This is a genomic window from Paenibacillus sp. BK720, from assembly GCF_011761545.1.
In the GTDB taxonomy this organism is placed as follows: domain Bacteria; phylum Bacillota; class Bacilli; order Paenibacillales; family Paenibacillaceae; genus Pristimantibacillus.
Genome location: NZ_JAASRQ010000002.1, coordinates 831198 through 850851, shown reverse-complemented (window position 1 = coordinate 850851; position 19654 = coordinate 831198). Strand labels below are relative to the sequence as shown.

The following is a 19654-nucleotide window of genomic DNA, read 5'->3' as shown; positions in this document are numbered from 1 at the left end:
CCTTAATGCCGGCAATGGTTTTCTAACTTATCTTTTAAGTATGGTAGAATTCGATCATGCGCAGCAGCAGCACTGCCGCCTCCGCCCGGGTAGCTTCACCCGACGGCTCGAATCTGCCGTCTCCTCTTCCCTGCAATAAACCTGCTTGCTGCAATGCGGCTACATAGCCGGCTGCCCAAGTCGGAATATCCGCGGCATCGGTAAACAAATCCTTCGCCTTCTCTGGCTCTGAAGGCTTAATACCCGCCGCTTTGGCCAGCATGGTCACAAGCTCCGCGCGGGTAACCTGCTCGTTTGGCCGGAACGAGCCATCCGCATAACCGTTTACGATCCCGAATTGTTTCGCTCTGTCTATCGCTTGCGCCGCCCACCCCGGGATGCCTTCCTTATCCGAAAACTCCGCTCCCGTTCCTGCAGGCGTTGACTTATCGATCACCGCATTCATCAGCATGGTGACGAATTCCGCTCGCGTGACATGCCCTTCCGGACGGAACGTACCGTCATTAAAGCCATGCACCACTCCGCAGCCGTAGGCTTCCTTAACCGTCTCTTCCGCCCAATGCCCGGTCATATCGCCGAATCGGGATGAGCCGCCCGAATCCGGTGTGCAAGCGATAAGCTCAAGCTTGCCTGGCTCTTCCGGCTCCACCGGAGGCGGATTAACCGGATTGTATCTAGTAACTTGTACGGTATACGTCCGTACGGTTGTCCCATCCTGGGCAGTAACAAGAACCATAATGGTTTGTGTACCTACCGGCAAATCAATGATTTCGCCCAGCTTCTCTCCTTTGTCATTCAAAATATCGACTTTAGCGTTCGAATCGCTTGGAACGGCCGTTACCTTTGTTTTCGAAACCGAATAGGTAACTCCTGTATAGTTCAGCATTGCTTCTTGGAACGGCTCATTTAAAACGATGTCGCTTAGCTTGAGCGCGCTCAAATTCGCGTTGCTGGATACAAGCTCAAAGCGATACTCTGGAGAAAGATCGCTTTCGTTGCCGGCAGCATCCTTTGCTTGAGCCTGAACGATATGTTCTCCAATAGCGAGATCCTTCTCCGGTACAAAGCTCCAGCTTCCGTTATCATCGGCTTCCGCCTCGCCATAATGCTTGCCATCCAGCTGAATGGTCACTTTAGCGTGCTTTTCGGCCGTTCCGGCAATTTCTGGCTTTGTTTGGTTCGTTTTCGAATCTTCGGCCGGCTTATTGACCAACGGCACCGATGGAGCCGTCGTATCAATTAAGAAATTCAGCCGCGCAGTGTCTTCACTCACGTTTCCTGCCGAATCCGCTGCTTTGATGATAACCTGATGAGCACCGTCATGCAGAACCCCCGCAGGCGCAAAGGTCCATTCACCTTCTTCATTTACTTGAAAAGGCTCCATTGCCGCTTCGTCCAGCGTTAGGTGAATCCAAGCTCCCGGCTCCGCATTTCCGCGGAGGACTGGCTTGCCTGTACGGAGCAAAGCCCCTTCGGCTGGTGAGGATACCGTAGCCGATTCGGGAGCGGCTGTATCTATCGCAAATGTCACTTTTTCCGAGCGGGCTCCCGTATTCCCTGCTTCATCCTTAGCTACGGCATAAATCGTATGCTTGCCATCGGGCAATGCTTCAAGAAGCGTAAACGACCATGCACCCGATTCGTTGGCTTTTCCTTCTACAGCCTTAAGACTATCGATAAAGACGGTGATGGCTGCGCCTGCTTCCGCCGTTCCGGATATCGCCGTATTGTTCATCCTCGTAACCGCCCCTTCCGCCGGAGCAAGAACAACGGGCGCTTCCGGCTCTGCGGTGTCTACCGTCCACGAGACCGATGACGAGGCTTGACTCGCATTGCCCGCGGAATCCGCGGCCATTGCCTTCACCACATGAAGCCCATCCCTCAGCGCTTCGGTTACCGAATAGCTCCAATTGCCGTTTTCGCTTACCGTTACGGTTGTGAGCGTTGAACCGTCCAAATCTATAGTAACCTTCGCGCCAGCCTCTGCTTCTCCTTTTAACACCGGCTTGCTGCTGCCCGTTACTGAACCGTTAATTGGCGCTTCAATAACCGGTGCTCCAGGCGCGGTAGAATCAATGGTGAAAGCCAGCGCAACGGACTCTTCTGCCGCATTTCCTACCGAATCTTCGATCGATACCTGCACGTGGTGAAGGCCGTCCGCCAATACGGAAACCGGCTGGTACTTCCATTTCCCTTGACCGTCGGTAGTGACAGCCGGCAGCTTTTGGTCATCGATTGAAATCGTAACTCGGGAATTTGCTTCGGCAGTTCCCGATATCTCCGGCGTGTTATCGCTTGTAACTTTACTGTTCTCCGGCGTTAATACGACAGGCAATAACGGCGGAGTCCGGTCAATGCGAACCTTCGTTTCTGCGATAAAACTGCTATTACCCGCTTTGTCAATCGACCTTGCGCTGACCGTACTCTCTCCCTCCGCCGTAACCGACAGCTCTCCTTCATAGTTCGTCCAATCCTTCGCGCCAGCCCCCGTTATGCGGTATTCGGTGCGGTCAAGGCCGGATTCACCGCGATCGGAGTCTGCTGTAATCGTTACCTTTACGGAGCTTGCAGAAGTCCAATCCTCCGTATCGGGTACAACCGTCGGGGCCACAGGCAGCGATCGATCGATTTGCACCTTTTCTTCCCGTACCTGTCCAACATTCCCTGCTTGGTCAATGGTCCTTGCGCTGATCGTCGTCACGCCCTCGGCTTCAATGTCAACCGTTTCGGAGTAGATCGTCCAATCCTTGGTTGTTGCCCCGGATAATCGGTACTCCGTTCGGCTTTCTCCCGATCCCCCTTGGTCTTCGCCGGACGCTATCGCGACATTCACCCGATCCGCCGAAACCCAACCCGGTTTATTAATAACGATTTCCGGCGCGGTTGGGGCTGTTTTATCGAGGTAAACGTTTTGTTCCGCAATGTCGCTTATATTGCCTGCCTGATCCAACGTTCTTGCTTGAATCCTCGTCTTGCCTTCGGCAGTCACCTTAAATTTGCCGGCATAAGTCGTCCAATCCGCGTCAACCGCGTCCGTCAAGCGATATTCGGTACGGCTTATCCCGGATAAAGAATCGTTCCCCGGCGTAATCGTCACTTCTGCGGCAGAATTAGACCAGTTAGATGGGGAGACCTCAATTTCAGGCTGCCCGGGAGCACTGCGGTCAATCTGAACCGTCGCTTTAGAGACTGTTCCTTTGTTGCCCGCTTTGTCTATCGTTCTTGCATACACCTCGGTTTGACCTTCCCCGGTTACGATAACGGGTCCCGTGTAAGTCACCCAATCCGAATTGGCAGCTCCCGTCAGGCTATACTCCACTGCATTCACTCCGGATCCTCCGTTATCGGTTCCGGCCGTTGCGGTCACCGTCACACGGTCTCCCGCATTCCAGCCGGCTGCGTCAGGAGTCAGTAACGTTGCTCCGGGCGGCGTGAAATCCAGCCTCTGGATTTCCACCGCCTCCTCGCTAATGTTCCCTGCCTTGTCTACCGTCCTGGCTGTAACGGTTGTTTCGCCTTCCTTCGCAATCGGAATAGGTGCCGTATACGCCGTCCAGCCCAGCGTGATTGCACCGGACAGCTTATATTCGACCCGATCCGCCGATGAGGCGCTGTCCGCGCCGGCCGTCAACGTTACGGAAACGGATGCTCCGGACCAAGTTCCGCCTGCAGGGCTTATTGCGGGAACCGCGGGCGAGGTTCTGTCCAGCTTCACGATCCCTGTCGTAACAGGCCCTATATTGCCTGCCTGGTCTATCGTTCTTGCGCTTACCGATGTCTCGCCTTCGGCGGATACGGAAATCTGGCCCGTATACGTTGACCAAGCAAGCGTAGTGGCACCGCTCAAGCTATACTCCGTACGGCTGGCGCCCGAACCGCTATCGGTTCCCGCGATAACGGTAACCTTAACGGAAGCTGCGTTTGTCCAGCTTAATGCATCCGGCGTTACGGCCGGAGCCGCGGGCTTTGTTTTGTCCACTTTGACTGTCACCGGAGCCGCCGTGCTTGTGTTGCCGGCTTGATCGATTGTTCTTGCTTCAACGGTTGTCTGTCCTTCCGCGCTTATCGATACCGTTCCGGAATACGTTGTCCAGCCTTTAACGGTTGCTCCGGACAGCTTGTATTCCGTTTTGTTCACGCCCGATCCGCTGGCGTCGGTTCCCGGAGCAACGGTTACCGCCACATCCGACGATCTCCAATCCGTTGCCGAAGCCGCAATTACCGGCGCGGTTGGCTTTGTCTTGTCTATGGATACGACGGTCGTTCGTTCATTGCTTATATTGCCTGCTTGATCTATCGTTCTGGCGTGAATCGTTGTCTGTCCTTCCGTACTGATCAGCACAGTCCCCGCGTAGGCGGCCCAATCCGCTGTTGTTGCACCGCTTAGGCTAAACTCGGTCCGGGCAGCGCCCGAACCGCCGCTATCCGTTCCGGCTGCTATTGTAATCGTTACGTTGGAAGCCGACCATGTTCCGCTGGAAGGCGTTATGACGGGAGCCGCTGGTGCCGTTCGATCGATTTTCACGACGGTTGCCGTTACCGAGCTTATGTTATTGACATTATCCACCGTTCTTGCGCTTAGCGTGGTCTGCCCTTCCGCGCTGACCGTAATCTGTCCGGTATAGGTCGTCCATCCAAGCGTCGACGCACCGCTTAAGCTGTATTCGGTTCTATTGACGCCGGAGCCTCCGTCCGTTCCTCCGGCGACCGTTACTTTGACGGAAGCCGCATTTGTCCAGCTCGCCGTATTCGGTGTTACGGCTGGAGCAGTTGGCTGCGATTTATCCACCTTTACGTTTACCGTACTGCTTGTTCCAATATTGCCGGCGTTATCAACGGTTCTTGCTTCAACGGTCGTCTGTCCGTCCGCCCCGATTAGGATGGGACCGTTATAGGTGGACCAATTCAAGTTGGACGCGCCAGTCAGCCTGTATTCGGTCCGGTTAACGCCGGAGCCTCCCGTATCTATTCCGGCAAGGGCGGTTACGGTAACGTCCGTACCGCTCCAACCGCTCGAGGCTGGCGTAAGGCTAGGCGCTGCAGGCGGTGCTTTGTCGATCATAATGACGGCAGTTCCTTCAGCGCTTGTATTGCCTGCGTTATCGACAGCCCTTACATGGACGGTCGTTTGTCCTTGGGCGAGTATCGAAAAACCGGCGGTGTACGGTTTCCAATCCTGGGTAACGACGCCGGACAGGCTGTATTCAATCCTTTGGACGCCGGAGCCGCTTGGGTCCGAGGATGACGAGAACGAGGCGGATACGGATTTCGAACTCCAGCCTGTTTCCGACAAGCTGATTGTTGGCGTTAAAGGCGGCGTCCGGTCAATCTTCACAACCGCGGTTGTAATAGTGCTTGTATTCCCGGCATTGTCTACCGTTCTCGCGGATACCGTTGTTTGTCCCGGATTCGAGATTCTTATCGGATCGCTGCCATTGTATGAAGTCCAGCTGACGGAGGTAGCGCCTGTCAGACTGTACTCCGTTCGGTTAACTCCCGTTTCCGTATCCGTTCCCGGCACTAAGGACACGTCCACATCGGAAGCGCTCCATGCGCTGCCGACTCCCGTTATTGCTGGGGCTGACGGCGGATTAAAATCGAAGGTCAGCTTGTACATCTTGGTATTGTCCGTATAGTCCCTGTCATTATAGCCGCCTACGATATAAACGTCAGATCCGATAGGGATAAGACTGGCATTCGTCAAATGATTCGGATTCTCAACATCGCTTGTCCAAGTATTCGTCGCCGGATCATACAAATAGAAATTGTAATTGCCCATGACCAATACTTTACCGTTGGGAAGCGTTACTTGCGAATGCCTGAAAAAGATGTCCATTCCGGAATAGGGCAGACTTGCGACCTTGGTCCAGGTATTGGCTGCCGGATCGTAGATATAGGAGTCAAAGGAATAAACATACCCGCTAAGACCGCCCGTCAGCAGTACCCGTCCGTCCTTCAGCGTACTTTGTGCTGCGCCGTAAATGCCCCTTGGAAGTGGAGCAGCCTCATCCCAACGGTCGGCTGCGGGATTATATATATAGGCGTTGTTGTACAGAATCGAGCCTGAACTGGCGGAATAAATCTCGTTTGCTCCTCCTACGGCTAACACGCGGCCGTCAAGAAGCGTGCTCTGGGAATGTCCCAGCACCGTATGAGGGAATTTCGCGGCATTAGTCCAAGTGTTTGCGGAAGGATTATACATGCGTACAGCATCGTTATAGACGTAGCCTACATTATTCATAAACGCATTTCCGCCAATGGCAAGCACGCTGCCGTTTGGCAGCATGGATTGCGCATGATAGGCGACAGGCAAAGCTGGCGCATTCGAAGACCAGGTTTGAGTAGCCGTATCGAAGACGTACGCGTTCTTGGAAAAAGAATTGTTTCTTGCGTTCTGTCCCCCGGTTAAGAGAATCTTGTTCCCTCCAACCGCGCTTGCCATAGCTCCGGGAAGCAGCTCCGGCGGGTTAAAAGCCGAGGGCAGCTCTTCCACCGAGACGGCGGCAAATGCCGTTTTTTCACCTCCCGTCGGCAAAAATACAAAAGCAATTGCGATGAGCAATAGCAAAGAGCTTATTTTACGAAACACAATCTTCGTCCTCCTCTAACTGAATGAGCAGGACAAGCTTAGCAAATATCATTTTCGGAACCAATTAACTTTAGTTAACTGCATGAAATATTTTTTTGTTTTTCCCTTTCCGACTCGCGGTATTGCACCGGTGTAAGCTACGTGGATTACATGAATCGGACTTATCCGGATATTCTGCAATGGCACTAAAAAACGCTGCCGCGCCAATGCGCAGCAGCGTCTTCCTTCTTATAACGTGCTCATCACAATATTACGGAGCTTCCGAGTCAGCGGCGTTGTGCCCGCATCCTTCTTCTGAATCATAAGCAGAATCGTCAATCCCTCTTGCGGGAAATTGCCGAAGTATGCGCCTAACCAGCCATCCCAGCCATACTCTCCCGGACTTGCCAGAATTCCCGTAATCTTCGTGTCCGTGACAACGCGCATCAAATTCCCATAGCTGTGGCCGGACATTGTATGCCAGGCGTCAAAGGCAGGCTGCTGACGGTCATTTAACGTTCCCGACGTTAAATATTGAACCGTTCTTGGACGCAAGATTCGTATGCCGTCCAAGCTTCCTTGGTTTAGCAGCATGGTCGTAAATTTCGCCGCGTCGTCAATCGTGGAGACAAGTCCCGCTCCACCGGATTCGAAAGCCGGCTCACGATCCATTTGATGAATAATGCCCAGATGATTGCCGGTAAAGAGGCTCATTCCGCCTTGCTCGCTTGCGTACGTCTTGACAAGACGCCCTCTCTTCTCTTCCGGCAGCCAGAAGCCCGTATCCTTCATGCCAAGCGGGCCGAAAATTTCCTTCTGCAAAAACTCGCCAAAGCGCATGCCGCTTACCACTTCGACAATTGCGCCAAGCACATCGGCCGATGTGCCGTAAGCCCAGGAAGTTCCCGGCTGGAAGGCAAGCGGGCCTTCGCCAAGCTTGTTCATCGCTTCTACGGTGCCCAACGGAGCTTCCCCGAGCAGCCGCTCGCCAATCTCTCTGAACAGAGCCTCCGTTGCTTGTCCGGCCGCGTTGGTGCCGCCGTATACAAGGCCGCAAGTCATATCGAGCAGGTCATGAATATTCATTTCCCGCTCCACGGGCACGAGCCCGCCATTCGCCTCGGCATGCTGATTTTTGAAGCCGGGCAGGTATTGACTGACCGGATCGAACAAATCGATCTCTCCGCGCTCCAGCAGAATCATGACAGCCGTTGCCGTAACCGGCTTCGTCATCGAGTACAAACGGAAGATCGTATTCCGTTCTACCGGGCGTCCCGTTTCGCGGTCGGCCAATCCGTCCTCATGATAAAAGATTTCTTCGCCGTCTTTAATGACCATAAAGCTGGCGCCTGCTACCTCGTTGTTTTCGATGCTTTTTCTAAGCGTTGCCTTGATCTGGCTGACTGCTGTCTGATCCAACATGATGAATAATCTCCTTTTTTCCAATCGCTTCCTCTGACCAAAAATGTATTCGCTAAAGGAAGGGCAAACTCCTCTTCAATCCCTCGTTACGCCCTGCTCAATTTGTATCGACCGCCTGCAACAGTCTCGAAAGACAATAATCCTTGCTCATCCAACGTTCCTGTAATGGCTATGCCGCCCGATTCTATTTGAAGCGCGGCTGCAGACCGAACACGGCAGATTCCGCCCGAGTTGGATACGACTTCCGCGGCTTTAACCGTTCCGTCTTCCCACTGGAGCGATACGTCGAAATGGCCTCTCGCACGCAAACCCTTTACGTACCCTTGCGGCCAGGCATCCGGGAGGGATGGCAGGAGCTCCAAGTAGCCCTTATGGGATTGCACAAGCAGCTCGGCAATCCCGGAAGTCGCGGCGAAGTTGCCGTCAATCTGGAATGGCGGATGGGCGTCAAACAGATTGCCGTATACGCCGCCATGATGATAATTGGTGCTGCCTTCCTCGACTAGAGTCAATAGATTCGACAACAGCCCGAGCGCTCGGTTGCCGTTGCCGAAACGCGCCCATAATCCGACCTTCCAGCCCAGACTCCAGCCCGTTCCGCCGTCTCCTCGAATTTCGAGGGAACGCTGAGCCGCTGCCATCAGCTCCGGAGTCTCCTCCCACGACAGCTGCCGTCCCGGATATACGCCGAACAAATGAGAAACGTGGCGGTGGAATTGATCCTCGTCTTCGAAATCCTTCGACCATTCCTGTAGTCTTCCGTTTTCGCCGATTTGCAGCGGGTGCAGCCGGCTGCGCGTTTCGACAAGCCGCTCCCTAAATGGTTCATCCATGCCAAGTATGGTTGAAGCTTCAATCAGATTCGTGAACAGATCCCAGATGAGCGACAAATCCATGGTGGAAGCAGCGCTGACCGCAGCCAGGCCTTTAGCCGTACGGAACTTATGCTCCGGGGAGGTGGATGGCGACGTGATCAATCGTCCTTCCTTGTCTTCATGCAGCCAGTCCAGGCAGAATAGCGCCGCCTCTTTCATGACCGGGTAAGCCTTCTCCCGCAGAAACGACTCGTCTAATCCAAATGCGTAATGCTCCCATAAATGCTGGCAGAGCCATACGCCGCCCATCGGCCAGAACGCCCAGCCCGGATCCCCGTGACCGTAATCGCCAGCAGGCGAAGACTGGCACCAAATATCGCTGTTATGATGCGCGGTCCAGCCCGCAGCGCCGTAGTTCATGGCAGCGGTTCTCCGGCCGTTCTTGGACAGGTTCTCAATGAAATCCAGAAGCGGCGTATGACAATCGGCCAGGTTGCAGGTTTCCGCAGGCCAGTAATTCATCTCCGCATTAATGTTAAGCGTATAATTGCTGCTCCATGGCGCTCTTGTCTCTTCGTTCCAAATCCCTTGCAGGTTGGCGGGTTGGGTACCTTTGCGGGAGCTTCCGATCATCAAATAGCGGCCGTAATGATAGAGAAGCTCGACAAGACCCGGATCGCTTGCCCCGTAATCCCGGATTCGCGCGTCTGTCGGATAATCTGGCGGCGCAGCCGATTCGCCAAGGCTAAGCTCCACGCGATTAAACAGCCCCTGATGATCCTCCACATGTCTTTGCAGCAGCGATTCATAGGAAAGCTTCTGTGCCTGCTCCAGATAAGCGGAAGCTGCCGCCGACTCATCTTTGCCTTCGCTTCCCGGTAAACGGTCATAGCCGTTAAAGCTTGTTGCCGCGCTGAACATAAGGGTGACAGCCGTCGCGCCCGCAACGCGTAATCCGTCATGTCCGTAAGATACTTGTCCTCCCTCCAGCCGGGCTGCCAATCGGCCTTCAAAGCGCATCGCGTTGGAGCAGCCCGGCTCGCCATACTTAACGGGCATGTCCGTGTCGTAATAACTCGGGTCAACCTGTTCCGGCGCGTCCCCGCGCAGAATCAGGCCATCCTCGTTAAAGGCCGTTTCATAGCGCAGCGGGCTCTCAAGACGGGCAAGGAAATTAAGCTTGCCCGGTTGGCTCGCTTCGAGACGGAGCACAACGACCTGATCCGGATGGGATACGAATAAGCGTCTAGTATAAGTTACGTTGCCAATCCGATACTCAACCGTCGAGGTTGCATCACCCAGATGGAGCGCTCTCCGGTAATTTTTCATGGTGTTCCCATGCAGGAATTTAACATACAGGTCAGCCATCGGCAGATACGATTGCGTATATGGCCCCATCATCTGTTTGCATAATCGGTCGGCCTCTGCGTATTGTCCCTCTTCGATCAGCCTTCTTACTTCGGGGAGCACCTTGACAGCGTTGTCATTATCTCCGCTGCGGGGACCGCCCGACCAGAGCGTATCTTCATTTAATTGAATGCGTTCCGTTTCCGTTCCGCCGAACATCATCGCTCCAAGGCGTCCGTTGCCGGTTGGCAGCGCGTCGGTCCATCTGACCGATGGACGGTTGTATTGCAGCTTCATAGCAGTCATGCTCCTTCTTAATAGAAGATATAAGGTAAAATCTACGAGCTTATTCCGTAAAATCTTGCACAGTTCCCGCCTAATACAAGAGATCTATCTTCTTCCGAAAAATCTTTAAGGTAATTCTTAACTATAGTTATCGTCTGCTCATACGTACCGCTTAAGGTGCAGACCGGCCAGTCCGAGCCAATCATCAGCCTTTCGGCTCCAAAGCATTGAAACACGGTATCCAGATAAATTGCGAAATCTTCTTCCTTCCAATTGCCCCATTCCGCCTCCGTTACCATGCCGGACAGCTTGCAATACACATTCGGATAAGCTGCGAGTCTCGCCAGATCCTGTGCCCAAGGCTCAAGCCCTTTATTCGCGATATCCGGCTTCGCGATATGATCAAGCACAAAGGGCTGCTTGGGGAATTGCCCTGCGAGCTCGGCAGCATAAGGAAGATGCTTGGGAAACAGCAGCAAATCGTAAGTTAAGCCGTACTTTTCCAGAGAGGCTATGCCATTCCTGAAATCCTCCCTCAAGAGAAAGCGATCATCCGGTTCGTCATGCACAACATGGCGGACCCCTTTAAGCAAAGGATGGCCGCCATACTTCTCTAGCTGCCGTCCGATTTCCGTCGAACGCAAGTCTACCCAGCCAACTACGCCCTTTATTTCCGAATAACGCTCCGCCAAGGATAGCAGCCATTCCGTTTCCTGAAGCGTCTGCCTGGCTTGGACGGCAATGGATCCGTCAAAGCCGTTTTGCAAAAGCAAGGGCTTCAAATGCTCCGGCAGAAAATCCGTCTGAATCGCCTTATGCTGCCCGGACATCCAACCATATTCCTGCTCGTTGTATATCCAGAAATGCTGATGGGAATCTATTCTCATGAGCCGCCTCCTTGTCTCTAAGGCCATTCTATCATCGCTTTGATCACTTTGTTAGCGGGATCCAGCCAAGATTCGAAATGATCCGCCATTTCGTCAAACGGCACAAGATGCGTCACGTAGCCGTCAACATCAATCCCACCGCCGCGGATAACCTCCAGTACATGCCGGCAATCTTCCTTCGTTGCATTGCGGCTTCCCATTATCGTCAGTTCACGCTTGTGGAATTCGGAATCATCGAATGAAATATGGCCTTTCACTAATCCCACATACACAAGGGTTCCGCCATGAGCAGCGTAACGGACGGCCGCGGACATCGAATGGGTATTTCCCGTCGCATCGAATACGATCGTTGGAAAATCGCCATTCGTCAAAGCCTCGAGCCGAGAGAACGGTTCATCCAGCGCGTTAACGGTATGATCCGCCTTCGCCCATTCCTTGCAGAATGCCAGACGCTCGTCATTCACGTCCATCGCAATCACGTTTGCCCCGGCATGCTTGGCGAGAGCCATGATGCCCAATCCGATTGGACCGGCTCCGATCACAAGCACCGTATCGCCTGCGGCCATTCCCGACCTCCGTACGGCATGCGCTCCGATACTGAACGGCTCCACAACGGCGGCTTGCTCCAGGCTTAAGCCGTCCGCTTTCAGCAGATGCGTTACCGGGACCGAAATTTTTTCCCGCATGCCTCCATCCGCATGCACGCCCAGCACCTGAATCGATGAACAGCAGTTTGTTTTTCCTTGCCGGCATGCCGCGCATGTCCCGCAGTGCAAATAAGGAATAACACTAACCTGATCACCGGCTTTGAAGCCTTCCTCGTTATCCGCGATTTGTTCGATAATACCCGACAGCTCGTGGCCGAGAATACGCGGATAGGTGAAAAACGGCTGATTTCCTTTATAAGCATGAAGGTCCGTTCCGCAAATGCCGACCCTCTTAACGGATACAATCGCTTCACCCGGAGTAAACACCGGCTCCTCCAAATCCGCGTATCTGAATTGCTCAACTTGCTCGCATACAATCCCCTTCATCGATTGCCCCTCCCTTATCGCTCATTGTAAAACGGTATACCGCTCGCCCATGTCTCGTTCATAATCGGCGCAAGAATGAATCGCACTTCCTTTAGCAACTCCGTGTTCACCGGCTCATCCACCCACATCGCGTTTTTTACGATATTCGAAGGATTAGCCGTGCTGACCAGCGTGGTCGGGATGCGCTCGTTCATGGTAGAGAATTGAACCGCAAGCTTGGCGATATCCTCGCCCTGCGCGGCGCAATGCTCCGCTGCCCGTCTGCAAATCTCTTTTACCTCCCTGCTGGCGGGATGCCAGTCAGGCGTGCCGCGTGTTCCGAGCAAGCCCATGGACAAAGGCGATGCATTGACGAGCCCGATTCTCTTTTCTTCGATTAAAGGGAGAATCGTCTCCAGCGATGTGTCGTTCAAGGAGTAATGGCAATAAGAGATGATAGCGTCAATGTCAGCGTTGGGCAGGAACTCCTCGAACAAGCTGAGCGGCAGTCCGCAAATGCCGGTATGCCGGATTACCCCCTCGGCTTTTAACCGCTGAATGGCAGGAATTGCCTCCTCGTAGATAATAGCCGGATCTACGAATTCAATATCGTGAAGGAACAGAATATCCAGATAATCGGCATGCAAGCGCTGCAGGCTCTCTTCCACGCTTGCTGTAATAGTCCCGCTTCTGAAGTCGAACGCGTCCGCCCCATACCTGCCCGCTTTTGTAGACAAATAGTACCGGTCGCGGGAAACGCTCTTCAGCGCTTCACCCAGTACGGTTTCCGCTTTTTTCAGCCCGTAATAAGGCGATACGTCGATCAGGTTTATGCCAGCGTCTAATGCCGCATGAACCGTGCGGATGCTTTCGTTGTCATCCGTTTCGCGGAATACGGAGCCTAGGGAAGATGCGCCAAAGCTAAGTGCCGATACTTCCAGGCCGGTCTTGCCAAGCTTTCTGTATTTCAAAGAGTCTCACTCCCGTAAAAAAGAATATAATCACATTTTACATCAGCATAATCAGGCATGATAACGCTCTAATCCTGTTAATTTATGCTCTAATTTGCTATCATCGAAGTAACTATCGGGAGGAGGGAAGAAGAAGCCATGCAAACCATACACAAACGCTTCGAGGAATCGGATCAATTTCCATTCAGCCTTGTCTATCGGGATACGAAATCTCCTCAACGGGAGCTGCCCGATCATCTTCATGACTGGTACGAGATTGTATTTGTGTACGCCGGCAAAGGGACCTTCTTCATTAATCACAGCTTCTACGAAATGAACCCCGGCGACGTGTTTCTAATCCCCGGCAACACGGTACACCGAGCGTTCCCGGATGAATATGCGCCCGTGACCTCCAGTGCCATCTTCTTTGCTCCCCGGTTCATTCAGCCAATGGAATTCGGTGAGTCCCATTCGCTGCTGCGCTGCTTCGAGCAAGCCCGGAAAAGCAAAAGCTATAAGCTGGAGACTTCCCCTGACGGGCGCCTGGCCTTCTCCGGCTTGATTGACGGGATGAATGAAGAATGGCGTAACCGGCTTCCGAGCTATCGTGCGGCAATCGCCGTTAGATTGTACGATTTTCTTATTGGCTTGAACCGGATGGCCGTGACGGAGAGCGAGCATCCGCGCTGCTCCAGCTCCGAACCCGCCTGGATCCGAACCATTCTGGATTATATAGATGCCCATATCGGTTTGCAGGAGATGAGTCTTGCCGACTTGTCCTCGAGAGCCTCCGTTACGTATGCCCACTTCTCGAGAGTGTTCAAACAGCATACCGGCATGAACGTTAGCGAATATATTCTGATCAAAAAAATCATGTTAGCCAAGGAGAAGCTGATGCTGACGGACGATACCATCGCCTCCGTTTGTCTGGCGTGCGGTTTTGAAAGCGAATCCTATTTTTATAAGAAGTTCAAGCTGATCACCGGGATGACACCCGTGGAATACAGACGCAGCTGCCGGTAAACAGCGGCGCCTAGCCTATATGCTAAGGATGAAATCACGCGATTGGAAAGGGTGAACGATGATGCTAGACAGCACGAAACTGTTGACCGATGAGCAAGTACGCTACCGGAGAACGGATTGGTTCAAATCGATGGCATGTTGTCCGCGGAGGAAGTCGAGGAGCTTCGGGGTTACCCCGAAGAGACCATGGCGGTACGGAACGGGAGATCCGCTCAAACGGCAGCTTCGGGGGAGCTTTATTACTCTGAGCTGATAGGAAATCAACGGAATTGTCTGATCTTCAGGAACAAATCCTTAAACACCGCATCGCGGTCGATATAACGCACGTAACGAATGAGATGCCTCGACGGATCGGTACTCCAACGGAAATCATCCGATATGCGGGGACTAGGAAGCAGCTGCGACGGCGCCCAGTTCGGATTGTTGAGCCATGCGATCGTGGAGATATCCCAGATAACACGGGAGTAGGCGTAATGGTCATCCGAGCAATCCCTGTAAGTCTCGTACAAGTACTGCCCAAGCTCCCCCTCCGGCTGCACGTAATCCCGGATTTCGGATAACGTGGTCCGCAGGTTCGAAGCTACTCCCATGCAAGGGATAAGAATTAGAGGTACCCCACTGTCCATAATTACTCTGGACGCATGCAGGTCCTGGGCCAAATTAAATTCCCTCGTGTCTCCCCACTCCAACGTATGGCCGCCTAACCACACCACTACAATTCTTTCGATAATCCCCGGCTTCGTCAGTATGGCGCTGGCCACGTTCGTAATCGCACCTATAGCCACGACATACAGAGGATCGTCGGCTTCATGCTGCATCGCTCTCTTGATCAGATCACGGGCGGCATCGCTTTCAACGGGCAGGTCGGCCCCGGGCAAATATTGCTCCGAGCCGCGAAAGGCCGGAACGTCCTCGCGCTTCAGCAGCTTCCGTATTTTCATTATCTCGCTATAGCTTTTGTCCATGCCGTCGCCGGGGCTGCTCGATAACTCATTGAAGAACGGCGCGGCGTACAGAGCCTCTACTTCCATTCTCTCATTCGAAAGCAAGGAGTAGGCTACGGCGAATTGGTCGTCGATTTCGTTAAACGTATCGGTATCGAGTACCATACGAATTTTACCTGTCGGCGGGGCTAATCTTTGAACTACAAACGATTCGGACAGCTTCGGATACAACATTCCCTATTCCTCCATTATCAACAATCCTTTTAGTGTAAGCCCTTACGGAATTAACTTTAAGCCGCTGCTCTCCTATCGTCAATGCGATCAAGGAACCAATCCGTGCAGCTTCTTGAACGCTTCGGGGTTCATCCCGTTCAGCTTGCGGAATACGGCTCCGAAATAGCTCGAGCTCTCAAAGCCAACCCTGCCCGCTATCTCGTACATCCGCATCGCCGGGTGCTGGAACATGAGCTGCTTGCTTCGTTTAATGCGCTGCTGGTTAATGTATTCCATCGGTCTTATATTCATCGTCTGCTGAAAAATTCTGCATAGGTATTGCGGGGTAACGGCAGCCACAGCCGCCAGCTCGGTAAGCGTCAACGGTCTTTGCAGATTGTTTTCTATATAATGCAGGACTGGCTTTACCCGGTCAAATTCCTGATCCGAATAGGACGGAGACAGCAATTGATACTTGAGATCGATGAGCAGGCCGTATAAAAGCTTCGAACGTTCAAGGCTAGCCTCCTGGTCATTATCCATCGCCAAGGTCAACATCTGTTCCAGCGGCTTAATCAGCTGATTCGTCTTTAATCTTCCGGTCCCCGATTCGCTGATTCCGGCGAACAACAGCATTTGGTCCGCTTCGCGCCCGTTGAACGATACCCAAGATACCTTCCATTTCTGATTCAGAGGCCTATAGGAATGAGGGGTGTCGGGATAGAGGAAAAACACGTCGCCGGCCTCTACTTTATAGACCTTGCCGTTCACGACAACCTCTCCAACCCCCTCCAAAACTTGATGCATCTGATAATCGGGGAAGCCTTCCGGGCGTTCGGTTTCCATTTGATGCTCCCAGTAGCCAACCGTCGTTGCAAAGAGCGGAAGGCCGGAGGTTTCATCCTGCGAGCAAAAGAAATAATTACCCTCCATCCGGATTACCTCGTTTCATATTTTTAGAGATCAATGCAATATCCTTATATTTTATAAGTATACATTCCTCACTATAATATGAATATACTATCATTGAATTTTAGGAGATGAAAAATTTTGCGAGCCAAACTTAATTATCAGCCACCTGCAAACGGTTATCCGGAATGGAACAATAACCCCGAAATTTTTCAAGTCAACCGCTTGCCTGCACACGCATCCATGATGTCTTACCGCTCTGTGGAAGAGGCGCTGATCGGTGATAAAACGGCTTCGGAGCGTTATTTGTCGTTAAACGGGGTTTGGAAATTCGCCTTTGCCGAAACTCCCGCCGAGCGCATTCAACGTTTCTATGAATCGGATTACGATGCCGGCGGCTGGTCCGACATGCCCGTTCCCTCCCATTGGCAGTTCCATGGCTTCGACTATCCGCAATATACAAACATCCGTTATCCGTGGATCGAATCGGAGCCGGAATTGCGACCGCCTTTTGCCCCGACCAAATATAATCCGGTTGGCTCATATATCCGCAGCTTTCAGATTCCGGAATCCTGGAACGGCCAACCGGTATACTTGAGCTTCCAAGGCGTTGAATCTGCCTTCTACGTCTGGGTAAACGGCGAGCTGGTCGGATATAGCGAGGACACGTTTACTCCGTCGGAATTTGACATTACCCCTTATTTGACGAACGGCGAGAATAAGCTGGCCGTAGAGGTGTATCGCTGGTGCGATGCGAGTTGGCTGGAGGACCAGGATTTCTGGCGCCTCAGCGGAATTTTCCGCGATGTGTATTTGTACACGAAACCAAAGGTCAATATCTCGGATTTCTTTGCGCGTACTAATCTGGATGAAGAATACCGAAATGCCGAATTAGCGGTTGCCCTTACGCTCGAAAACTACTTTAACGAAGCAGCGGAAGGCATCCGCGTCGAAGCCCAATTGTACGATGCCAATCAACGGGCCATATGGACGGAACCGGTTGCTGGGACGCATTCTTTCTCGGGCGAGGGAGAGCATCGGCTTTCATTGTCCGGTCATGTGGAGAACCCGCTCAAATGGAGCTCCGAGGCTCCTCATTTATATACGCTCGTATTATCGGTCAAGAATGCGGCCGGATTAATCGAAGCGCATAGCAGCAAAGTTGGTTTCCGCACATTCGAGCTTAAGGACGGTTTGATGCGGATCAACGGCAAACGTATTATTTTCAAAGGCGCGAACCGCCACGAATTTTCCTGCGATACCGGCCGGGCATTGTCCAAAGAAGATATGATCCGGGATATCAAACTTATGAAGACCCATAACATCAATGCGGTTCGTACCTCCCATTATCCGAATCAATCGGTATGGTATGAGCTTTGCGATGAATACGGCTTATACGTCATCGATGAAACAAACCTGGAAACGCACGGCTCCTGGACCTACGGCCAGCAGGATCTTCCCGCGCATACGGTTCCGGGCAGCCATGCGGAATGGAGAGCCAATGTACTGGATCGCTGCAATTCGATGTTCCAGAGGGACAAGAATCATCCGTCGGTTGTCATCTGGTCGCTTGGCAACGAATCCTTTGGCGGCGATAATTTTATCGCTATGCATGATTATTTAAAGGAAGCCGATCCTACCCGGCTCGTGCATTACGAGGGCGTATTCCATTACCGTCCTTCCGAAGCCGCGTCGGATATTGAATCGACGATGTATATCCGTCCGCACGAAGTGGAGCGATATGCCCTCAATCATCCGAAAAAGCCTTATATACTATGCGAATACTCCCATGCGATGGGCAACTCTTGCGGCGGGCTTCATAAATACACGGAGCTGTTCGATAAATACGAGATTTTGCAAGGCGGGTTTATCTGGGATTGGGTGGATCAGGCGATCCGGACCAAAACGGAAGACGGCGTGGAATACCTGGCTTATGGAGGCGATTTCGGCGAATCGCCGCATGACGGCAATTTCAGCGGCAACGGCCTGCTGTTTGCCGACCGCTCCGTTACGCCAAAGCTGTATGAAGTGAAGAAATGCTACCAGAACGTTTCCATTTCGGATATCAATCTCGCGGCTCGGACGATTCGCGTCAAGAATAATAACTTGTTCACGGATCTTGGCGTATACGATCTGAAATGGGAAGTGCAGCATGAAGGCAAATCCGTTCAAAAGGATGTTCTGAAGTTGTCCTTGGCACCGGGCGAGACGACGGATGTAACGGTGCCTTACAGCCCTTCGTTCTGCGAGCAAGAAGCGGTTCTGACCGTTTCCTTCGTCATTCCGGAGGAATCGAACTGGGCTGAAGCCGGTCATGAAGTCGCTTGGGAGCAGTTTGTACTGTCGCCGCGCGTGGCGGAGGTTTACAGTTACGTTACCGATGCCGTACATGCTCCCCTGCAATTAAACGAACAATCAGACGCGCTGCAAATTAGCAACAACGTGTTGTCGGTTACCTTTAACCGTCATACAGGGGATATCGTATCCTATCGTTCGGGAGACAAAGAGAATTTGCTTGAGCCGATTCGTCCCAACTTCTGGCGTGCAGCTACCGATAATGACTTCGGCAACAAAATGCCGGAGCGGTGCTCGGTATGGAAAGAAGCGGGAAGCACCAAACAGCTTATTCAATTTACTTGGACCGCGGCGCAGGACCGCTGCCATGTCACTACGGTGCATCAGTTGGCAACAAGTCCGGTCTCTCTGCTAACGATCAGCTATACGGTTCATGCAAACGGATCGATTCACATTCACGAACAGCTGCAGCCAGGCGGCGACAAGCTTCCCGAAATTCCGGAGTTCGGCATGCTGCTCGTTCTTGACGGCAGTCTGGATACCCTGTCGTGGTATGGCTTGGGACCTCATGAGAACTACTGGGATCGTAAAACAGGCGCAAAAATAGGAACGTACAGCGGTTTGGTTAAAGACCAATTTGTCCCTTACCTCAGACCGCAGGAATGCGGCAATAAGACCGATGTCCGTTATGCCGAGCTTACAAACGGCGCCGATGGAAAAGGTGTTCGCTTTGACAGCTCCGCCGTTATGGAAATCAACGCCCTTCCGTGGAAGCCGGAAGAGCTTGAAGCAAGCGACCACCCGTACAAACTGCCCTTCTCGTCGAAAACCGTCGTACGCGTAAACGATAGACAAATGGGCGTTGGCGGCGATGACAGCTGGGGTGCCCCTATTCATCCGGAATACAAACTTTTCGCCAACCGGCCTTACAGCTTATCGTTCACCCTTTCTTTGATCTGAATATAGCAAACAACAAGACCATC

10 protein-coding genes are annotated in these 19654 nt (G+C 52.8%); 2 read left to right on the top strand and 8 right to left on the bottom strand.

Features of this window, described 5'->3' with window-relative positions; genetic code table 11:
- Positions 1-34 precede the first annotated feature (34 nt).
- The 6 genes from FHT67_RS10500 to FHT67_RS10475 form a co-directional block, all read right to left on the bottom strand.
- On the bottom strand, positions 35-6589 hold the full coding sequence (locus tag FHT67_RS10500) for an OmpL47-type beta-barrel domain-containing protein (RefSeq protein WP_167197945.1): 6555 nt from the start codon (positions 6587-6589) through the stop codon (positions 35-37).
- Positions 6590-6817: 228 nt separating this feature from the next.
- Complete coding sequence (locus FHT67_RS10495; protein ID WP_132305833.1) at positions 6818-7990, bottom strand: serine hydrolase domain-containing protein; 1173 nt, start codon at positions 7988-7990, stop codon at positions 6818-6820.
- An 86-nt stretch (positions 7991-8076) separates the two neighbouring features.
- Positions 8077-10449: a glycoside hydrolase family 95 protein gene (locus FHT67_RS10490; protein WP_167197943.1), complete on the bottom strand. Its 2373-nt coding sequence runs from the start codon at positions 10447-10449 to the stop codon at positions 8077-8079.
- Between the two features lie 41 nt (positions 10450-10490).
- Entirely contained in the window at positions 10491-11324 is an 834-nt protein-coding gene (locus FHT67_RS10485) for an amidohydrolase family protein (RefSeq protein ID WP_167197940.1), read from the bottom strand.
- Between the two features lie 17 nt (positions 11325-11341).
- Entirely contained in the window at positions 11342-12358 is a 1017-nt protein-coding gene (locus FHT67_RS10480; RefSeq protein ID WP_167197937.1) for a zinc-binding alcohol dehydrogenase family protein, read from the bottom strand.
- A gap of 14 nt (positions 12359-12372) precedes the next feature.
- The gene (locus FHT67_RS10475; protein ID WP_167197934.1) at positions 12373-13308 is read right to left on the bottom strand and encodes an aldo/keto reductase; all 936 of its coding nucleotides are present in this window, start codon (positions 13306-13308) and stop codon (positions 12373-12375) included.
- A 138-nt stretch (positions 13309-13446) separates the two neighbouring features.
- Here FHT67_RS10475 and FHT67_RS10470 point away from each other — a divergent pair, with 138 nt between their 5' ends.
- Positions 13447-14310, top strand: a complete 864-nt coding sequence (locus FHT67_RS10470; RefSeq protein WP_167197932.1) for a helix-turn-helix domain-containing protein — start codon at positions 13447-13449, stop codon at positions 14308-14310.
- Positions 14311-14570: 260 nt separating this feature from the next.
- Here FHT67_RS10470 and FHT67_RS10465 read toward each other — a convergent pair whose 3' ends face one another.
- Together FHT67_RS10465 and FHT67_RS10460 are read right to left on the bottom strand one after the other, a co-directional pair.
- Positions 14571-15488 carry a nucleoside hydrolase gene (locus FHT67_RS10465; protein ID WP_167197929.1) on the bottom strand — a complete coding sequence of 306 codons (918 nt, stop codon included), beginning with the start codon at positions 15486-15488 and terminating at the stop codon, positions 14571-14573.
- Positions 15489-15575: 87 nt separating this feature from the next.
- Complete coding sequence (locus FHT67_RS10460) at positions 15576-16400, bottom strand: AraC family transcriptional regulator (RefSeq protein ID WP_132305847.1); 825 nt, start codon at positions 16398-16400, stop codon at positions 15576-15578.
- Positions 16401-16517: 117 nt separating this feature from the next.
- On the opposite strand from FHT67_RS10460, the gene lacZ reads away from it, so the two are divergent.
- Complete coding sequence (gene lacZ, locus FHT67_RS10455) at positions 16518-19631, top strand: beta-galactosidase, LacZ type (RefSeq protein ID WP_167197927.1); 3114 nt, start codon at positions 16518-16520, stop codon at positions 19629-19631.
- The last annotated feature ends 23 nt before the right edge of the window (positions 19632-19654 follow it).